This is a genomic window from Fibrobacter sp. UBA4297, from assembly GCF_002394865.1.
GTDB lineage: Bacteria > Fibrobacterota > Fibrobacteria > Fibrobacterales > Fibrobacteraceae > Fibrobacter.
In genome coordinates, this window is sequence record NZ_DGUZ01000010.1 from 102867 (window position 1) to 121611 (window position 18745).

Below are 18745 nucleotides of genomic sequence, written 5' to 3' on the forward strand. Positions count from 1 at the left end.
TGAATTTACAAAATTGTCAGTCGCCCGATTTGTTCCAAGGCAAGCGAAATCAATAATAAAGGAATTGAATTCTTGAATAATATTCCTTTGTACTTGTCAGCCTGATGGTTGTAGAAGTAGAAGATGGACAAAATGATGATGATGCCTGAAATGATGCGCGATACAATCGGTCCCGGCGTTACGAAAAATCCGTAATAGCTACCAAAAATAAGTCCGACTAGACCATTTGCGGTGAGAAAGACGGAAATTGCTTCTGTGATTACGGTATGGCCAAATTCTTTTATTTTGTCAATAAAATTTTTTTTCTTTTCGTTCCAAACGGAATAAATGCAAAATGTTAAGCAGACGATGGCGCAAGAATATGGAAAATAGGGAAGGTAATCCGTAAATGTGATTTCTGGATGCGGAGGGGCGCCAAGTATTCGTTTGATAATGCCTACGAACAAGTAAAGGTATTTGGTTGCGCATGCGCCAATTATTAGATCAAAGAGAAGTGTGTACTTTGTGAAGTCGCGATTTGCTTCGTTTCGCATTTTCTCCCATTCACGGAGTTCCTTGGCAACGATGTCTCTGCGTTCCGGCGTCGGGTCATCTTTGACGGCATCCCATTCTTTTTCGAGCCGCCCGAGCGTGAAATTTTGAACTCGCTTCTCGTACTTTTCTAAGGATGCTTTGTCTGTTGGAAACGGTTTTTGATTCATCGCAGATTAATTTAATTAGTCAATAGTCATTAGTCAATAGTCTTTTGTCATCATGCCTCATCCCTCAAAGGGAGCGAATGCGACCGACCTCGTTGCTCTCTCGTCTTCCGCAGTTGTCCTAATTCCCCCCGCTTTCCCCTTCCTACTTCCTACTTCTCGCTACATTTTAACTTCCTACATCCAACATCCTATTTCTCGCTACATTTTAACTTCCTACATCCAACATCCTATTTCTCACTACATTTTAACTTCCTACTTTCTACTTCCTACTTCCTACTTATCTATATTTAAGGTCCCCAGGCTTTGCTTTGCAGGCGGGCGGTACTTTCCGTCAAGAAACATCGGGAGCTCGGATGCGGTCCATACTTTTGGACTGGTCTTGGGGACATATATCAAGTTTTGCTTTACCCTTTAGGAGTTTTAATGGCAAATAAGTGTAAGCGCGGAATCTTGATTAGCAAAACACCGTACGAAAAGCGCATCGCAATCATGGAAGATGGCGAACTTGCGGAATTGGTTGTTGAAGGTGTTTCCTCTAATCGAGTTCTGGGCAATATTTATAAGGGTGTCGTTCAGAAGGTGCTCCCCGCACTCAAGGCGGCATTCATTGACATTGGTCTTGAGAAGGCTGGTTTTTTGCATCAGGAAGACGCCATGGACCGCAACGAACTGTTGCGCCGCGAATATGGTGACGACGATGACGAAGGCGATGCCTCTAAGGAAATTTCGATCGACGAAATTCTCCAGGAAGGCCAGGAAATCATGGTGCAGGTGGTCAAGGAACCGATCAGTACCAAGGGTGCTCGTTTGACGACACACTTGAGCTTTGCTGGACGTTTCCTGGTCTGCATGCCGGGTACAAATTTCGTCGGCGTCTCCAAGCGTGAACGCGATCCGGTCAAGCGCCGCGAGTTCAAGAAGGTTGTACGCCGTCTCAAGGGCCGCGACGTGGGCTACATCGTCCGCACCAACGGCCTCAACGAATCCGAATTCGAAATCAACAAGCAGATGCGCGAACTCGAAAGCAAGTGGGAACAGACGAAGTACAACTTCGAAACCATGCCGCCCGAGACCTGCATTTACGAAGAATCCGATTCCATCGAACAGACGGTTCGCGAATACTTCGGCGACAACACGGACTACGTGTATATCGACAACCGCGACGAGTACTTTGCTCTCCGCGATTACCTGAAGGTTCTCTCTCCGGACAAGCTCGACAAGGTCAAGCTCTGGAGCTCTAGCGAAAGCTTGTTCGAATACTTCAAGATTGAAAACGACTACGCTCGCTCCTTGCAGCGTCAGGTACCGCTTCCGCGTGGTGGCAACCTCGTCATCGAACAGACCGAAGCTCTCGTCTCTATCGACGTGAACACCGGTCCGAAGGTCCATGGCAAGGACCAGGGCAAGATCATTCTCGAGACAAACCTCGATGCTTGCCACGAAATCGCAAAGCAGCTGCGCCTCCGTGATGTGGGCGGCCTCATCATCATTGACTTCATTGACATGGAAACCGATGAAGACCGCGAAGCCGTTTATCAGGAATTCCGCAAGGCGATTCGCCGCGACAAGGCCCCGATTAGCCCGGCCCCGATTAGCCAGTTCGGCCTCATGGAAGTCACCCGTAAGCGCGTCCGCGTGAACCTGATGACCGAAAAGACTGAATGCTGCCCGGTTTGCAACGGCAGTGGCCGCATCGCAACGCTCGAATCGACGCTCGGCATGATTGACCGCTGGCTTGCCCGCGCACACACCAAGGGCCGCCTCCGCGAAGTGACGCTTGTCGTAAGCGCTCCGGTTATCGATGTGCTTTGCAAGGACTTGAACCGTATGTTCAACTATCTGGAATACAAGCATAACATCAAGATTTCCCTCGTGGAAGATGAATATGCCCACATCAACCAGTTCTGGATGTACGACAAGAATAACGAAGACATCACGGATTTGTACAACTTTGCATAAGTTGTTCCTGCGATTCTTGCAATGGCATTAGCGTGTTAAACGCAAAAAGTCCCGGCTCTGCCGGGATTTTTTTTATCTCCAAAATTACGCACAAAAAAAGACGCCTGCATTGCAGGCGCCTTTAGAGAGAGGAGGAAACTTAATGATTTAAGTCAATTTCAAATCCCTTCGTCTTGCCGTGGCGCACGCCCCAGAGGAAATCCTGTGTGCGGTCCACGATAACTCTGTTCCCGGTTCTGATTTTGTACGTAAGTCTTGCAATGTAGACACCCGTGCCTACGAGCCTTCCGTTTTTAGACTTCATGTTCCAGGCGAGGAATATCTTGCCGTCGTTATTGCTGTCGAGGCAGTTTCCGTTATAGAACTTGTCTGTGCAGGAGAACGAACCGGAATTGCTGTTGACGAATATGCCAAGGCTTGTGAAGTACTGGGTCTGGTATTCAAGCGTCGTCTTTGCGGCGAGTTCCTTGGTAACCTTGTCGATAACGGATGCGTTGCCGTTCGCGATACCGGTCACGTCATTTGCTTTGATTACTTCGCTCTTGTAAGCGTTTACAATTTCATCGCCGAGATGGTAAGTCCTGTTCGCCTGGTCAATATTCATTTTTCCGGCCTGCACCTGGATGAGAACTTCTTCGAGATGCGGGCCGCCGTTTTCAATGCTCTTGGCATTGAAATTCTTGACTGCGGACTGGAGGTTTGTGACTTCGTCTTTCACGAGGCTTGAAATGCTCAAGTCGCCAAGGTAATGCCCCTGCGAACCGTAAGACTGCGCGACTTCCTTTGCTGTCATCGGTTTGTCTTCCTGCACGAGCTTCGGAACCGTTGGCGTCGGGCTTGCGATAATCGCTCTTGAAGAATCGGATTCGCCGATAGTCACGACCGGGGCGCTAGTGACAACCACTCTCTGCTCGCCGGAGATGCGGACGAACGGATTTCTCGGATCGGTGCTTCTGTGGAGCAAGTCTGTATGGACATTCGGGACAAGCTTGATGGAATCGCCCATGACCGGAATATTGTCCTTGTCGTTGCTGGAACTTCTGAAAATGAGTTTCCATTTGGATTTTGACTGCTTGACGAGAATATCCGGGACGATATCGTTCCTTTCGAGCTCAGTCTGCTTGAAGAAATATGTAAAGTAGTTGGCGTCGGCTTCGTTTTCGCAGTCCAGACCTTCACTAAATGTCAGCTGCAGCACGGTCGAACCGTCGTCGCTGTAAGAGATGTCCGCTGCTGTAATCACGGGGCCAATCGAGTCGGTTACATCGCTTGTGAGGCTGATGGTCGTTGGGACTCCGCCTTCCGTATATTTCCAGAACGGCGTCAATTTTCCGCTATAGACTGATTCTGCGCCGCCGGTGAAGGGGACTGTTCCAAATCCGCCGTCTGCGGTGATTGCAAGAGAACTGTCAAAGTCGTTTGCTACAAATCCGTTGACTATCGTCGGGAATACTTCGCCAAATTCCAACTGGATGGAATCCATGTGCACAAACAGCTGGTTGAGCGTGCCGATTGGCTTTGAGAGCTTGGCGAAGACGCTGTCGCCGCGTCCGTCACCATCCCTGTCGAAGAAACTTGCAAAAACGACTTGCGGGACAGGCGGTTCCATGAACGAAATGTTTTTCCATACCGCTTGCTGTGTTTCGTCGGCGCTTGTCACGACAATCTTAGAGTTGATGACCGGGGTGGTCGCCTTCACGTAGAATGTCGCCTTGCCGTTCTTGAGCGTAATGGCCGTAATGGCGTTCCCGTTTTCGTCGCAGGGGATGACTGCCGGGTTGTTTGTTGCAATGTAGACCATGTCGTCAAAGGTGGCCCAATCCTCGAGAGTGACATTCACGGGGTAGCGCGTGTTCACCCACTTGCCGAGCGTGTCGACTGAGCCATCTACGGCGCCGTCCATGCCCTTGGGGATGACTGACCACTTATTTTGTGCGTCTACGCGGGCGAAGAAGATTTCGGGCGAGTCGTACTGGTCAATGACAAAAGTGATTTCGTCGTACTGGGATTCATCTTTTTGCAACGAGAAACGCAGCTGGTACGTTCCAGGCGGGAGCGTGCGCATGGTCCTTATCAAGTCGGTGTTGATGGTAAACCCAGTGTAGCCCGGCTTGATGGTGATGCCGCCGAACCAGACGCCGATGCTGTCAAGCGGGACGCCTTCTGCGTAGGCGCCGCTACCGATCAAGGTGAAGTTCGAGGGCGCGTCAACAGTGTCCTTGATGGTCGTGCCGGAGAAGTCGCAGGAGAGTGCCTGCTCGCGGATAATCTGGTAAATCTGGAAGTCGAGAACTCCGTTTGCCGAAAGGTCCTGGTAGAACAGGCTAGCCTCGGTCTTTAAGTCGATGGATGTTCTCATCATGAAGTTTGAAGATGAAGTATGGCGTTCTGCGTAGAAAATGTGGAATGGGTAGTTGAAGCCTTCGGTAAGCCCAAGCGTATCCAAGTCCACAGCGCCCGAGACCTGCGAATGCTGGCCGCCGATATCCACGACCAGGCGGTTGTTGATGAACACCCAGACGTCGTCATCGCCAAGGAACTCGAAGTATTGCCCCGGGACGTATTCGAACGTCGCCTGGATTTTCATGGTGAAACCGTAGTTGTGCCTCTTGTTGTGGCCGGAGATGTTGTCAAAGTAGGGGTTCAGCACAGTCTGTTCGGCATCGAGGTACTGGAAGTCGTCCAGCAAGAAAAGTCCGCCTTCAGGGCTGTTGCCGTCCTTTTGGCCAAGCCAGAGACCGTCATCCTGGAGCTGCAATTCGATGGAGCGGCAGGTGGCGTTGGAATACTGCTTGCCGTTTTTCTGGGCGATAATTTCGGGCAGGAACCACTTGTCGAGATGGGTCGTAATTTTGCAGTTTTCAGGGAAGTTAATGGATGGGACCGGCACTCCGTTTGCACCCAGGGTTTCCTGGACCATGCCCCTCATGTAGCCCCTGTTCTTTTCGTCCTTTGCGTTGCTTCCGCCACAACCGCCAGAACCGAAGTCTGCACTCACGCCGTTTGCCGGGTCGCCGTTTTTGCCGACGCCGTCACCATCGCCCTTGGTGCCGTGGAGCCAGTCGAACATCATCACTGGGAGCGTTTTCGTGGGGCAGTCGCCCAAGATGCCTGGATATTTCGTGTAGACAGTTGTCGGCATGCCAATCTCTTTGCCTGCCTTGACCCAGACCGTATCGGCTTCGGCTACAGCAGAATCAAGCGAAAGCAGGGTGCTTTGGGCAATCGGGAGGATTTTTGTTGAGAAATGGTTGTCAGTTACGTATTCATTTCCGATGGTCTGCTTGAAGTAGACTTGCAGGGAACCGCTAGGCGGGACAATTCTTGCTTCAAACCAGCCGCAGTAGTTTTTGACGGTAGTCATCTTGGAGGAGTCGCCACCAGCGATGTAAAGGACGGCGGACGTGTTTGTCCAGGGAGCAAAGAAGCGGATTGTTTTTCTTTTGGCTTGTGTGGGTCTGTCGGGGGTTGTCGGGTTGTCGTTTCCAGGCTGGGTTGTCGGTGTGTCGTTCCCTGGCTGCGTTGTCGGAGCCTTTCCCGGTGCTGTAATGGGTTCCGGGCTATTGACCTGTATGACGCCAAAATCCGAAAAACTGATAATCAGGTTGTTTTGAACCGGCTGTTCTATGTTTTCGCTATTGGAAAGTGGCGAAATGGTGGCTAAGGCTTCACCCTTGCAGTTGCGGGTTGCGTAAAAAGTGAATTTAGGGTTTTGTGAATTGTTTAGGGATTGCTTGGTATAGAACGATGTGCCGTCGCCGTAGCTCGAAAGCTCAACACATTTTGTTGAACTCCCCCTTCTTTCGATGGAAACATAAAGTTTTTCACCACTATATATGGTTGTTCCATTTTGGATACGAAATGAGTAGTCGGCGGCCATCGACGAAACCGTGGCGCATAAGAGTACGAAAAATAAACTGGAGACAATATGCTTACACCGCATCCACAACTCCCTGAAGATGTTACCCTAATACAAAATACATTCAATATTGTGATTTTTATCAAATTTTTTTTACAACTTTGTAAAATAAATTGAGAAGACAACAACTAGGACTTGTTTTTCCCGCTTCTAGGGCGAAAAGTTCCGATTTTGCCCTCACTGATAATTTACTGCAAACGAAAAAAGGCACCCGAAGGTGCCCTGTTTTTTTAATACCGCTATTACAGGTCGAAATCGGCGATGGAGAGCTTCCCATGACGGAATCCCCAAAGGAAGTCCTGCGTGCGTTTCGTTATCCTCTTGCCGTTCACGATAAGGCGGATTTCGAGGCGGGCGATGTAGACTCCTGTGCCGGCGAGGCGGCCTTTCTTGGACCTCATGTTCCAGGCGAGGTAGAGGTGCCCGTCGTTTCCGAGGCAGTTCTTGGCGCCGTCCTTCTTGAAGATGTTGTCGTTGCAGGCGATGTTGCCTTCGTCGCTATTGACGAAGTGCCCGAGGCTCGAGTAGTAGGTTGTCTTGTAGCTGAGCTCGGTCCTGTCGGCCATGGATTCGGCAATCGTCTTGACATCGTCTTCGGTGCCGTGCATGTAGTTGTTCAGGTTGTCCTTGGATAATAGGCCGTTGTTGTAGGCGTTGGCAATCACATCGCTTACGCCAAACCTCTCCTTGGCTTCCTTGGGGGAAATTTCCTTGCGGTCCATCATGGCGATGATGGTCTCGAGCGTGACGGATGTCGATTGGCTTCCGCTCTTGACAGCCTCTTTGTCGGTGAATACGGAACCAGCCTTTACGACCTTCACGATTTCGCTGATTTCGTTTTCGACAAGTTCAGACATGTTCATATCGCCGAGATAGTGGCCCTGGGTACCGTAAATTTCGCCCACTTGCGTTGCCGTGAGTGGCTTGTCGCTCGTGACGAGTATCGGGACGGTCGCAGAATCGCTACGGACGATTTCCTTGGTCTTTTCGAAGTTTGGCGAGTCCTTGTCCATCGTGACAACCGGAGGGCTTGTCACGGTGATGCGCTGTTCACCCGTGATGCGTACCCACGGGTTCAGGTCGTGGGCCGGGATCCCTGCAAGGTCAAGCGAGAGGCCGCTTTCGGAGGGAGGCTTGATGCGGATGGTGTCGCCAACGACAGGGATGATGTCTGTAGTGGACTTTCTCGAGAAGAAGAGCTTCCAGCGGTTTGCCGGCGAAGTGACGATATAGTCCGCTTCCTGCACGAAGGTGGAGAATGTGCCGCTGCCATAGCTGCGGAAGCTGAACAAGCTTGAACTTGCGTTCTGCGCGGTGAGGCCTTCGCTGAATGTGATTGTGAGCGCAGTCCTTCCGTCTGAGGTGTATGAGATTTCGGCGGCCATGATGACAGGACCAATTCCATCGCCGAGCAGGCCGTCTACGGAGAAGTTAGAAACGGAATGGTCTTCGGGGTTTGTGTAAGTGTAAAGGGCGGTAATCTTTCCGGAGTAGGGTTCCAGTGAGCCGCCGGTAGAGATGGCGGGCCCGAATCCGTCCCCATCTGCGACTATTGAAAGTACGCGGTCGCCTTCGGCGTAGCGGATGTTTGCGGTCTCGTAATGCGTAAGCCCGAACGTGAAAGAGATGGCGTTGAGCACGCTATTGCCGCCGAGCGGCTTGTTGAAGCTCACCCAGACGCTGTCACCGCGGCCATCGCCATTCCTGTCGTAGATGAATGCGGTTTCAATCTGTGGAACGGGCGGTTCTGCGATGTTGATGTTTGTCCATGCGGCGCTCTTGTTCTTTGCGGCTGCCGTAGAAATCGTTATTGAACCATGGTTAATGGCGCCTGTTGCCTTGACAAAGAACGTGTTCTTGCCTTCGATGAGCATGAACTCGTTATTCGGTAACGGGTTGCCTAGAGAATCGCATGGGATGAGTTTCGGATCGCTCGTGGAGACTTGCACGGCGATGCCGCTATAGCTTGACGCCCATTCCTCGACGTAGGAGACGTTGATGGGGTAGATGCGGCCTGCCCAGAGCTTTTCTTTCTTGTTCAGGTTGATGGGGAGCGTGTCGCTATCGACATTGCGGCTGGCAATGTTTCCGAGCGGCTTCCAGAACTTGTCGAGGCAGAGCGTGTCTTTGGTGACTACGTCTGCGAAGCAGTAGCTTGAGTCGATGATGTCTGCAAATGCGATGTTCGGAAGTTCCGTCGGCGGGATGGTGAAGTAGACGTCCTTATATTCCTTCGGGTTGTTCTTGAGCGCCACACGTACATAGTATGTTCCCGGCGGCAATGCCTGCGTGCGTGAAATCGTTGTCGTGTTGATGGTGAGCATCGTGAAATCGTTCGAAATCGTGATGCCGTTGTAGTAGGCGGTGTCGAGCTTGCTTAACGCAACTCCTGTCATTGGGAGACTTTTCCCGAATAGCGAGAAGTTGGATGGACCGCGTTCCGTGCGCTTGGTCTCGGAGTTTGCTGAAAAGTCGCAGGCGAGCGTCTTTTCGCGGATGTTCTGCCACACTTCCTTCTTGATGAGGGTGGAATCTACAGAGTGGTCCGTGAGCAACATGCTGGATTCCACTTTGAGATCGATGGAGGTTCTCATCATGAAGTTCGACTGCGTGCGCTTGCGTTCGGCGTAGAAAATATGGAACGGATAAGTCTCGCCCGGCGTGAGTCCGAGATCGTCCAGGTTTACGGACTTCTTGACCTTTCTATGCTGGCCGCCAATATCGACTACAAGTTTGTTGTTAATGAACACCCATACGTCGTCGTCGCCATTGAATTCAAAGTACTGTCCTTTCACATAAACGAATTCAGCCTGGATTTTCATCGCGAATCCGTAGTTGTGGTAGCCCGGTGCGTCGCTTCCGCCGCTGATGGAATCGTAATGCGGGTTTTCGATGGTGTGGGCGCTGTCGAGCCAGCGGAAGTCGTCGAGCAGGAACAGTCCGCGTTCGGGACTTTCGTCGTCTTTCTGTCCGAGCCAGAAACCGTCATCGGTAAGCGTGAGTTCGAGGTCGCGGCAGGTGACGTTTGTATAGGAGTTCACGCCATCGCTGTAAAGCACTTCGGGGAGGAACCAGCTGTTCAAATGAGTGGAGTTCTTGCATCCGCCGGGGAAGTTCTTAGCCATCACGGGGACGCCGTTTGGGCCGAGCTGCTTTTCGACCATGCCTGTCATCGGGGAGCCTTCGCAACCGCCTTGGCCAAAGTCTTCGCTTGTGCCGGTACCGAACATCGGGACGCCGCGCATGTCAAAGCCCGTGCGGCCTGCGCCGCCATCGCCGTAGTTGAGCCCGTTCTTGGAACCGTCAGAATTCATCGAGCCGTCATACCAGTCGAACATCATCACGGGGAGAATCTTCGGGAGGCATTCGCCGAGAACTCCCGGATAAGCCGTGTGGACTTCTGGCGTTCCGTACTGGTAGGCGACAATCCAGATGGTGTCGCTCAAGGCGAGTGCCGAATCCAGGTTAATCGGCGCGATTGTCGCCAAATCCTCGGTAGAGCCATCTGCACTGATATACGTTGTACCAATCGTCTGCTTGAAATAGACGTTTGCGCTGACTGAAGGCTTGCTGACCTTGCTCTCGAACCAACCGCAGTACGGGGACGCCACCGGACTCATGTAGTTCTCGGTGTCGTTCAAGTACATGATGGCGTTCGTGTTGGTCCATGGGGGCAAAAAGCGGATGTGTTTCTTGGGCTTGACTGCGACCACCGGTTTAGTGTCGGAAATCGTCAACGTCTTGTCGTCGTTGATGACGATCCAGACGACCTGCTTTACGATGTTTGCTGCGTCTGTGACGTTATCCTTGTAGCCCGGGAATAACTCTCCCAAAAGCGGCTTGTTGTTTGGGCTCAGGTCCGTGTGGCATGTGTTACCGTTACAGCCTACTCCAAACTGTAGCCTACGGACGTCTTTCTTGCCATTAGCAAGGCGCTCGTTTGTGAATTCGATGGTGAAAGTGCCATCGGAATTTTTCTCAACGGCCTTGTACACGAAATTGCTTTCGTTGTCGGCATAGTACAAGACGTTGCCCTCGTAAATGATGTGTGCGACAGCAACCGTCTGCGCAAATGCGTAGGCACTGAAAATCGCCAAACACACCAAAACCCTGTAAAAAAGTCCACTGATCCTCATCCGTGACTCCTAAGTATTTATTCCCCTATCCCACAGTGTTTTCCCATACACTTTCAACGCCAAAGATAAAAATTAACTTTGTTTGTCAATGGTAATTAATTATTTATTACACTGAAAAAACGCTATTTTGTGAAAATTTTTGGCATTGTAAATTAAAATAAACGTATTGGCTGTTAGTCATTAGTTGTTGGTCAATGGTCATTGGTTGTGTGGAAATGTTTTTTGAAGCTTGTCATGCCCGCCTCCGAGCGGGCACCTCCTGTCTGTCGAACTAAAAAATCCTACCTTTACACTCGTAAATTCAAAATTGGAGATTAAAATGAATCGTGTTTACCTAGTTGCCACGGCTGCCTCCAACATGGAAGCCAAAGTCCAGGAAATTGTTGACGCTGTTACCAAGGCTGGTCTCATCGCTACGGTCTACAAGCCGCTCCAGGTTTTCAGTGCTGCTGATAGTGTTGCAGAAATCAAGGCCGGCAAGTCTGCCGTGCTCATGGAAAAGATCTGTGCCGATTTCCTCAAGCAGGATTTTGATGATGTCGATGCCGTTGTCGTCGAAGGTGCAACTGGCATGAACGATGTCATTGCTCACAAGTTTAACGATGACCTCGCCTCTGCCCTCGATGCGAAGATTTTTGCCGATGGCGAAGATGCTGAACTCTTCTGCCCGAAGCGTTTGCTCCGTTGCGAAAAGTGCCTCGCTGGCGACCTCGCCACACCGGCCGCTGAACGCCGCGTAAGCCAGGCCATGTTCCGCGCAAGCCTTCTTTCCAAGGCTTCCAAGTGCGTGAAGCGCATTGTTCTCCCGGAAGGCTCTGAACCGCGTACCGTGCAGGCAGCATGCCTCGCTGTCGAACGCAATATCGCCGTGCCGGTGCTCATCGGCTCGAAGGCAGATATCGAAGCTACAGCAAAGACTGTTGGCGTGAAGCTCCCGGCAAACATTGAAATTATCGAACCGAGCGCAGAACTTGCCGAAAAGTATGTGCCGACTCTCGTGGAACTCCGCAAGGCGAAGGGCATGACTCCGGAATCTGCCCGTGCCGCTCTTAAAGACAACGTAATGCTTGCTACGATGATGCTCAAGTTCGGTGAAGTCGATGGCCTCGTTTCTGGTGCTATCCACTCTACGGCTGACACGCTCCGCCCGGCTCTCCAGATTATCCGTACCGCTCCGGGCGTGAAGTCCGTGAGCTCCGTGTTTTTCATGTGCATGAAGGACAAGACCTATATCTACGGCGACTGCGCTATCAACCTGAACCCGCTTGCCGAAGAACTCGCCGATATCGCTCTCCAGTGCGATGACACTGCAAAGGCATTCGGCCTCCCGAGCCGCGTTGCCATGCTCTCTTACAGCACCATCAATTCGGGCAAGGGCCCGGATGCAGACCTCGTCGTGGCGGCAACCGCCGCTGCAAAGGCCGCCCGCCCTGAAATGCTCATCGATGGCCCGCTCCAGTATGATGCCGCAACAGTCGAAAGCGTTGGCGCCCTCAAGGCCCCGAACAGCCCGGTCGCTGGCAAGGCAACCGTGTTCGTGTTCCCGGACCTCTCTGCCGGTAACATCGGCTACAAGGCGGTGCAGCGTTCTGCTCACGGCACGATCGCTATCGGCCCGATGCTCCAGGGCTTGGCCAAGCCGGTGAACGACCTTTCCCGCGGTGCACTCGTCGAAGACATCGTCTATACGATTGCATTGACTGCTGTGCAGGCTCAAAAATAAGACCGTTCGCGCTTAGATTCATGTAGAAATATGTGAGCAGCGCTCACTCTCGCAACCGCGCCTCGTTAATACGAGGCGCTTGTTGCTCACAGAAGTAATAAGGACCGCGCGAAACCTTCGCGCTTGTCATGCCCGCTTTAAGCGGGCATCTCCATCTTGAAAAAGTGAAAAAAAAACGGACTTTCAAAGTCCGTTTTTTTTGTTTGTGTGTCATTCCCGCGAAAGCGGGAATTTCCTTGATAAAAAATTATTTCTTCTTGTTGGCTTTCCGTAGCGCTTCTATCGCTTTACGGATGTTCTTGCCATCTTCGAGGTGCTTTGGCGAGAGCTTGTCCCTGTGCTTGTAATCGATTTTCTTCCACAGCTCTTTTAAGTGCCAGCGGGCGCGCTTGTCTTCAAGAATGTATCCGGGGCGCACTCCTGCGTCAAGACCTTGTACGATAAATTCCATGGCGTCGTCATAACGGCCTTGGTCATAGCGCAAGTCTGCAAGGAAGTAGTAATTGTAAATGTCCTTGCGGTTCTGTTCGAGGGCCATGTTCAGGTATTTGTCTGCAAGTTTCTCGTCCGGCCAGGAGAGGATTAGCGGTACGTAAGGCAGCACAAAGTGCGCTCGCCCGAGAATCTGCCAGTCTTCTGCCGCAGTCGCGACATCGCGGACTTTACTTGCAATGCCTTCCTTGATTGAAGAAAATACGTTGCGCTCAGAGCCCCACATCGAGAGCGTCGAGGCGTAGACGTGCGCGATTTCCTTGTTCTCTGGGAACTTCTCATAGGCGCTTCTGCTAGCGTCCATCAGCGTATCCAAATGGAGCTGGCGCTTCTTCTCGTCGAACTGCACGAATCTGAAGCAGAAATACAGCGTTTTCACATAGCCTTCGGTTGCCGCTTCGAGGACGGTGGAATCTTCCATCGCTTTTTTGTACGCCTCTTTCATTATCTTTGCATTTTTCGCGTCGGCCTTGTCGCCCTTGGCGCGCAAAGCACGTGCCGCATAGCAGGAATCTGCTATGTGCAAGTCTTCGTTTGCGCTTGCAAAACTAATTGCAAGCAGCAATGCAAAAACAATGTTCCGCGTAATTCTCATGAATACGCTTAGACTTTCCAGTTCTGGAGCAACTTGTTCACCGTGGCAATGCGAGTCTTTTCTTCGTCAGTGCCGTGGAATGTCTTGAACAAGAGATTGCGGTATTCCATGAGTGCGGTACGGATGATGACTTTTTCTTCTTTTTTGAGCATGGTGATAAATTAATTAAAGGATTACTTGCTGCGTTTGCCCTTGCCGGAGAAATAGTCCTGCTGGCGCGTGATACCGAGAACGGCATGCCACAGGGTTCCGTTGGGGTTGATTTTCTTGCGTTCGCTCACGGCGTATTCTATAGGCACGTGCGAGAAAACGTTGTTCATGCTGCCAACGACCATGTCCGTCTTGCCTGCCATGCCTGCATGTACTGCGCTTTCAGCGAGCTGGAAGCAGAAAATGGCGTCAGTACCTTTGGCGGGGATGCTACGCACCGTGTAGCTCGGGTCAAAGTACTTGATGTTGATTTCCTTGCCGACGCTATCGAAATGTTCCTTGATCTTGCGGGTTAGGAATTCACCGATATCGTTCTTCAAGATGTTGCCACTTGCGTCCCTGCGTTCTTCCTGGTTCTTGAAAAGTTCCTGTCCGGCGCCTTCGGCGACGGCAATCACGGCATGAGTCTTGCCGCTGGCGTAACGGCTTTCGAGAGCCTTGAAGAGCCCGTCAAGCGTAAAAGGAACTTCAGGGACGAGGCAGATGTTCACAACTGTTGTTGCAAGCGATGCGTAGGCTGCGATAAAGCCGGAGTCACGACCCATGAGCTTCACAAGGCCAAGACCATTGAATGCACCGTTTGCTTCGATGTGGGCGCTGGTAATCACGTTTGTTGCGCTGAGCACGGCGGTTTCAAAACCGAACGTCCTGTCGATCAGGTTCAAGTCGTTATCGATCGTCTTCGGGATGCCGATAATCGAGATGGGCTGTTTGCGCTTCTTGACTTCTTCGGCAATCGCGTGTGCGCCGCGGAGTGTACCATCACCGCCGATGCAGAACAACACGTTGATGTTTAAGCGCATGAGCGTGTCGACCATGATGGCCGGGTCCTGCATGCCGCGGGAGCTACCGAGAATCGTACCGCCGTCTTCCTGAATGGCGTCGACCACATCCGGGTCAAGCACGATGGGGGAGTAACCGTAATTCGGGTTCAGGCCACGGTATCCGTACGGGATGCCAAAGATGTTCCTTACGCCATAGTCGAACCAGAGCACCTGTACAAGGCCCTTGATGACGTTGTTAAGGCCTGGGCAGAGGCCACCGCAAGTGACGATACCTGCACGCGTCCAGGCGGGGTCGTGGAAAATGGTCTGTCGGGGGCCGGCCACTTCGAGTGAAGGTACCGGGATGCCCTTCGCTAAGTATTCAGAGATGAGATTGACGTCAGTGGTAAGGCTGACCTTGTCATTTTCGGAAACGAAAGGAACGCCGTTCATCGGGGACTTAAGCGTGCCCTTGCCAACGGTTTCGATGGAAAGATCATAATCCAACGGATTCTTGATGATATCGTCCTGAGTCATACCGCGCCTCTTTGAAATTTTGTTTTTCCGCTTTGTGAACGGAATACATCAAAAAATATAGTAAACGAAAAAAAGCGAGTTGATGTTATTAAAGTTACTAGAATGTTTTGAAAATCTCTAGTACACTCTAGTAACTAATACCTAGTAACTCGTTACTAGCCTCAAATCGACAGACTCGGGAAGTGTATTTTTGTGCGGAGCCCGGGGTTTGCGTTTTCAAGTTCAATCGTCATGTTGCATAGGGTGCACAACTTCTTGACCATCGAAAGCCCGATGCCCGTGCCGCTTGTCTGCCTTGTCATCTCGTTTTCGACTCTGTAGAATTCCTGGAAGACCTTCTTCATTTCGGAGGGCGGAATGCCCGGACCGTAGTCGCGCACGGCGAGGTACATGTCGGTTCCCTTGATGCGGAGTTCCACGTTAATCATCTTGTAGTCGGCATTCTTGGAGAACTTGAGCGAGTTGTCGACGAGGTTCATCAGAATCTGCATGATGGCGTCACGGTCGATCATGAGGCTGATGTTGTCTGCATCCGTGTCCGAAGAAACCGTGAGTTCGAATCCCTGCTTTTCGACGTTCTTGCTGTAAGTCGAGACGAAGTCGTCGAGGACCTGCTTGGGCTTGTCCATGCGTAGCTGCACGTTCCAGCGGTTGCCATCGAGCTTCGAAAGGTTCAGCACGTTTTGGATGAGTCTCGAAAGGCGGTCGGCTTCGCTTGCGATTTGTCCATAATACTTCTGCTTCTTTTCTTCGCTTGCAACCCAGGAATTCTGCAACAGCTCGGCGTACATCTTGATGGCGGTGAGCGGAGTCTTGAGTTCGTGCGTAATGGCTGAGACAAAGTCCTGGCGTTTCGCGGCAAGCTTCACACGGCTTTGTGTCACATGATAAATCGAGATAAGGCCTATTGCAAGTACCGCAAGCATCAGGAACCCGATGAAGAAAACGAAATCTCCGCCGGGGGCGCGTTGCGTGGTGTACATCTTGAATGTGATATCTGAAAGGGGCGCCTGCAACGATTCGGAGAGAAGTTCCGTCGTGATGTTGTTGCGTTCACCAAAAGCGACAAAGGACTTGTTCTTGTGGAAAAACGCGAGCACGAGCGGGTCTTGCTGATTGCCCTTGGTAACGCCCTTGTATTTTTCGATTTCGTTTTTTACAAGGTTTGTGAGGTAGGCGCGCGCATCGACGATAAAGCCCTGGATGAACACGTCGTGGCCACGTCTCACCGTGCGGTGGAAAATGATATAGTTTGAATCGACAATTGCCTGGAAGAAGTCGATTTCGGCTTCCATGGAGTGCGTCGTTTCGGTGTTGATCAGGCGGACCAGAAGACCGGTTGTATCGAGCTTTGTCGATTCGACTCCGAAGGCGAAGTCACCGGTTTCGGTAATTTGTTCGACACGCGGTCTGTTGGCTTTCTTCTTTTTGCGTGTGCTTGCAATGTCAAGGTCCTGCTTGTAAATCTGGTCGATGAGCCTGCTGTCGTTTTTGCGCGTAGAGTCTGCGCTTTTCTCGGTGCTGCTTGATGTTGGCGCGTTCGCCGAAGACGAAATTGCGGAGAATCCGGATGTGTTGAGAATCTGGCCAATCTTATTGCGGATGGCAAGGCGCTTGTCCCTATCGACCATCGGAATCTTTTCGAGGACTCCATCTGGGAGGACTGGCGTACTCAAGTTTCCGGCTGGGTCCAGCTGGAAATGCCCGACAAGGCCAACATAGTGGCTTCTCTGCGGAAATTCCGCAAGTTCGGACATCGTGATTTCTTCACCGCCAAATACCGGGACCGAGCGGATGAATCTGTAGTCGGCGTAAGAGCGCCTGTCTTCAATCGCTAGGTCTGCGGTGATGTTCTTGTTCAAATTCTGGAGCACAGAGAACGCGTGTTCCTTGTAGCCAAAGAGCGACGACGTTTGCAGCTGTGCGTAAGAATGGCTTAAAAGCAATATTACGGGAATCGCAATAACGATAAAAATCGCCACAAAAATGAGACGATCTTTAGAGGCAAGGATAAGGCTCCGAAGAGCCTTGTACTTGCTAGAGAGGTATGTAGATAGTTTGTTTATACTGATTTCTCGCATTCTGGAGCCGAGCGCATCTGGTAACCTTCACCGCGGAATGTGACGAGCAGTTTCGGATGAGCCGGATCGTCTTCAATCTTCTTGCGGAGCTTGGTGATGTGGATATCGACTGTACGCGTATCCACAGATTCTGCATTTTCGTAGCCCCAGACCTTGCGGAGGAGTTCGGAACGCGGAATGGCATGGTCGCGATTGTTCCAGAGGTATTCAAGAATTTCGATTTCCTTGCGGGTGAATGCCAGCTCTTCCGTACCGCGCACGCCTGTGTATTCACGGAAGTTCACGCGGAGGTTGCCGGCAACAAGCTTGCCTTCGTTTTCCATCGTCTGGCGGCTACGGCGGAGCACAGCTTCAATACGTGCAAGGAGCATCGGCACGGAGAACGGCTTCGGAATGTAGTCGTCGGCGCCGAACTTGAGACCGTTGATGATATCGTCATCGGAATTCTTTGCAGAAAGGATGATGATCGGGAGGCTCTTGTCCTTTTCGCGAATCTTGTCGCAAACGGTAAAGCCGTCCATGCCCGGGAGCATGAGGTCCAGCAGTACAAGTCCGTACTGTCCGGAAAGTGCTTCGGCAAGGCCGCTTTCGCCGTCAACAACGTGTTTGACGCGGTAACCGTTGAGCTCGCAGAGGTCTACGAGGCCTTCGGCAATGGCAATTTCATCTTCGATGATGAGGATGTTTGTACTGCTTGTATTCTGAGTCATTCTTGGATACCTACTCTCTTCTAACCAACTTTTAATCTACAAAATTAAAGGGCAAAACCGCCACCGAGTTCAAATGCAAAGTGGCCTGCGTCAATATCGTCATCGTAGTCACCGCCGAGGTAGCACTTGACGTTTGCGTAAGCGGCAATCGGGATAATCGGGAGCTTGAAGCGGACACCGGCGAGCAAGTGGATGCCGATGCTCTTGGTGAGGCTTTCTTTCTTGGCGTAGTCGACAACCTTGTCGGCAAGTTGCTTTTCGTCAAACGAGAAGTCCTTGCCATTAGCCTTGGCTTCTTCGTACATGTTGTCGATGATGTTTTCGATAAACGCCTTGTTCAGGACGAACGTGTTCCAGTGCATGGTCAGACCGCCACCGACATACGGGCGAATCGGGAAGAGCGGGATGGAAATCGGGTAGGTGACGGAGATGTCTGCGTTCATCCCGACGTATTTCGGAGTTGCCTTGGCAAACGGAGTACCGCCAAGTTCAATTTCCAAAGGATGCTTTACCGGTTCACCTTCGTCATAGGTCCAGAGGGCTGCGTTATAGGAAGCAAACTGGATGTTGAAGGAAGCCTCGATGTCCACGAACGGGAGAAGATCGAGCCATGCCTTAAAGCCGAAACCCTGGATGTAGGAGAAATTGCCGTGGCTAAAGCCAAGCTTGCCTTCCAAGTTCACGTTTTCAGTCTTGATGTCTGCGCGGTCTGCAGCCTTGAGCTTGGTACCAACGCTCGGGGTGTAGTGGGCGCCGAAACCTGCAATAGCAAAAGACTGGGTGGCAAGCAGTGCTGCCGCTGCAAAGATGAGTTTAAAATTCATTGTTTTATGCTCCTAGGAATGTTTTCCATGAAACTAAATAATTATTTAGCAAAGTGGAGTTTACATTTTAGAAAATAGTGCTTTTTCGCTCATT

The 18745-nt window shown here is 51.4% G+C and carries 11 protein-coding genes; 2 read left to right on the top strand and 9 right to left on the bottom strand.

Annotation, left to right across the window (positions count from 1 at the left end):
- Positions 1 to 5: 5 nt before the first annotated feature.
- Complete coding sequence (locus B3A20_RS05395) at positions 6 to 701, bottom strand: hypothetical protein (RefSeq protein WP_290762642.1); 696 nt, start codon at positions 699 to 701, stop codon at positions 6 to 8.
- A gap of 423 nt (positions 702 to 1124) precedes the next feature.
- Between B3A20_RS05395 and B3A20_RS05400 the strand changes: the two genes are divergently transcribed.
- Positions 1125 to 2660: an Rne/Rng family ribonuclease gene (locus tag B3A20_RS05400; protein ID WP_085491757.1), complete on the top strand. Its 1536-nt coding sequence runs from the start codon at positions 1125 to 1127 to the stop codon at positions 2658 to 2660.
- A 139-nt stretch (positions 2661 to 2799) separates the two neighbouring features.
- On the opposite strand, the gene B3A20_RS05405 is transcribed toward B3A20_RS05400, so the two are convergent.
- Together B3A20_RS05405 and B3A20_RS05410 are read right to left on the bottom strand one after the other, a co-directional pair.
- Positions 2800 to 6603: a fibro-slime domain-containing protein gene (locus tag B3A20_RS05405; RefSeq protein WP_290762645.1), complete on the bottom strand. Its 3804-nt coding sequence runs from the start codon at positions 6601 to 6603 to the stop codon at positions 2800 to 2802.
- A gap of 218 nt (positions 6604 to 6821) precedes the next feature.
- Positions 6822 to 10715, bottom strand: a complete 3894-nt coding sequence (locus B3A20_RS05410) for a fibro-slime domain-containing protein (RefSeq protein WP_290762647.1) — start codon at positions 10713 to 10715, stop codon at positions 6822 to 6824.
- Positions 10716 to 11034: 319 nt separating this feature from the next.
- Here B3A20_RS05410 and pta point away from each other — a divergent pair, with 319 nt between their 5' ends.
- A complete protein-coding gene (gene pta / locus B3A20_RS05415) occupies positions 11035 to 12438 on the top strand; it encodes a phosphate acetyltransferase (RefSeq protein WP_290762649.1) in 1404 nt (467 codons plus the stop codon).
- Positions 12439 to 12685: 247 nt separating this feature from the next.
- Here the strand turns inward: pta and B3A20_RS05420 are convergent, their stop codons facing one another.
- From B3A20_RS05420 to B3A20_RS05445, 6 genes are all read right to left on the bottom strand, one after another.
- Positions 12686 to 13525 carry a hypothetical protein gene (locus B3A20_RS05420; RefSeq protein ID WP_290762651.1) on the bottom strand — a complete coding sequence of 280 codons (840 nt, stop codon included), beginning with the start codon at positions 13523 to 13525 and terminating at the stop codon, positions 12686 to 12688.
- An 8-nt stretch (positions 13526 to 13533) separates the two neighbouring features.
- Positions 13534 to 13677, bottom strand: a complete 144-nt coding sequence (locus B3A20_RS05425) for a hypothetical protein (protein ID WP_015731986.1) — start codon at positions 13675 to 13677, stop codon at positions 13534 to 13536.
- 21 nt (positions 13678 to 13698) lie between these two features.
- Positions 13699 to 15036, bottom strand: coding sequence for an ATP-dependent 6-phosphofructokinase (locus B3A20_RS05430; RefSeq protein WP_290762654.1), 1338 nt, complete (start codon positions 15034 to 15036; stop codon positions 13699 to 13701).
- Positions 15037 to 15197: 161 nt separating this feature from the next.
- A complete protein-coding gene (locus B3A20_RS05435; RefSeq protein WP_290762656.1) occupies positions 15198 to 17117 on the bottom strand; it encodes a sensor histidine kinase in 1920 nt (639 codons plus the stop codon).
- Positions 17099 to 17827, bottom strand: coding sequence for a response regulator transcription factor (locus B3A20_RS05440; protein ID WP_014546027.1), 729 nt, complete (start codon positions 17825 to 17827; stop codon positions 17099 to 17101). The genes B3A20_RS05435 and B3A20_RS05440 overlap by 19 nt, the downstream gene beginning before the upstream one ends.
- A gap of 44 nt (positions 17828 to 17871) precedes the next feature.
- Positions 17872 to 18651 (bottom strand): hypothetical protein, encoded by a 780-nt coding sequence (locus B3A20_RS05445; protein ID WP_290762659.1) that lies wholly within the window; start codon positions 18649 to 18651, stop codon positions 17872 to 17874.
- Positions 18652 to 18745: the final 94 nt, after the last annotated feature.

Bases quoted from the DNA above. Each gene is read 5' to 3' on its own strand.
- B3A20_RS05395 (WP_290762642.1), bottom strand. From the start codon at position 701: ATGAATCAAAAACCGTTTCCAACAGACAAAGCATCCTTAGAAAAGTAC.
- B3A20_RS05400 (WP_085491757.1), top strand. From the start codon at position 1,125: ATGGCAAATAAGTGTAAGCGCGGAATCTTGATTAGCAAAACACCGTAC.
- B3A20_RS05405 (WP_290762645.1), bottom strand. From the start codon at position 6,603: ATGCGGTGTAAGCATATTGTCTCCAGTTTATTTTTCGTACTCTTATGC.
- B3A20_RS05410 (WP_290762647.1), bottom strand. From the start codon at position 10,715: ATGAGGATCAGTGGACTTTTTTACAGGGTTTTGGTGTGTTTGGCGATT.
- pta (WP_290762649.1), top strand. From the start codon at position 11,035: ATGAATCGTGTTTACCTAGTTGCCACGGCTGCCTCCAACATGGAAGCC.
- B3A20_RS05420 (WP_290762651.1), bottom strand. From the start codon at position 13,525: ATGAGAATTACGCGGAACATTGTTTTTGCATTGCTGCTTGCAATTAGT.
- B3A20_RS05425 (WP_015731986.1), bottom strand. From the start codon at position 13,677: ATGCTCAAAAAAGAAGAAAAAGTCATCATCCGTACCGCACTCATGGAA.
- B3A20_RS05430 (WP_290762654.1), bottom strand. From the start codon at position 15,036: ATGACTCAGGACGATATCATCAAGAATCCGTTGGATTATGATCTTTCC.
- B3A20_RS05435 (WP_290762656.1), bottom strand. From the start codon at position 17,117: ATGCGAGAAATCAGTATAAACAAACTATCTACATACCTCTCTAGCAAG.
- B3A20_RS05440 (WP_014546027.1), bottom strand. From the start codon at position 17,827: ATGACTCAGAATACAAGCAGTACAAACATCCTCATCATCGAAGATGAA.
- B3A20_RS05445 (WP_290762659.1), bottom strand. From the start codon at position 18,651: ATGAATTTTAAACTCATCTTTGCAGCGGCAGCACTGCTTGCCACCCAG.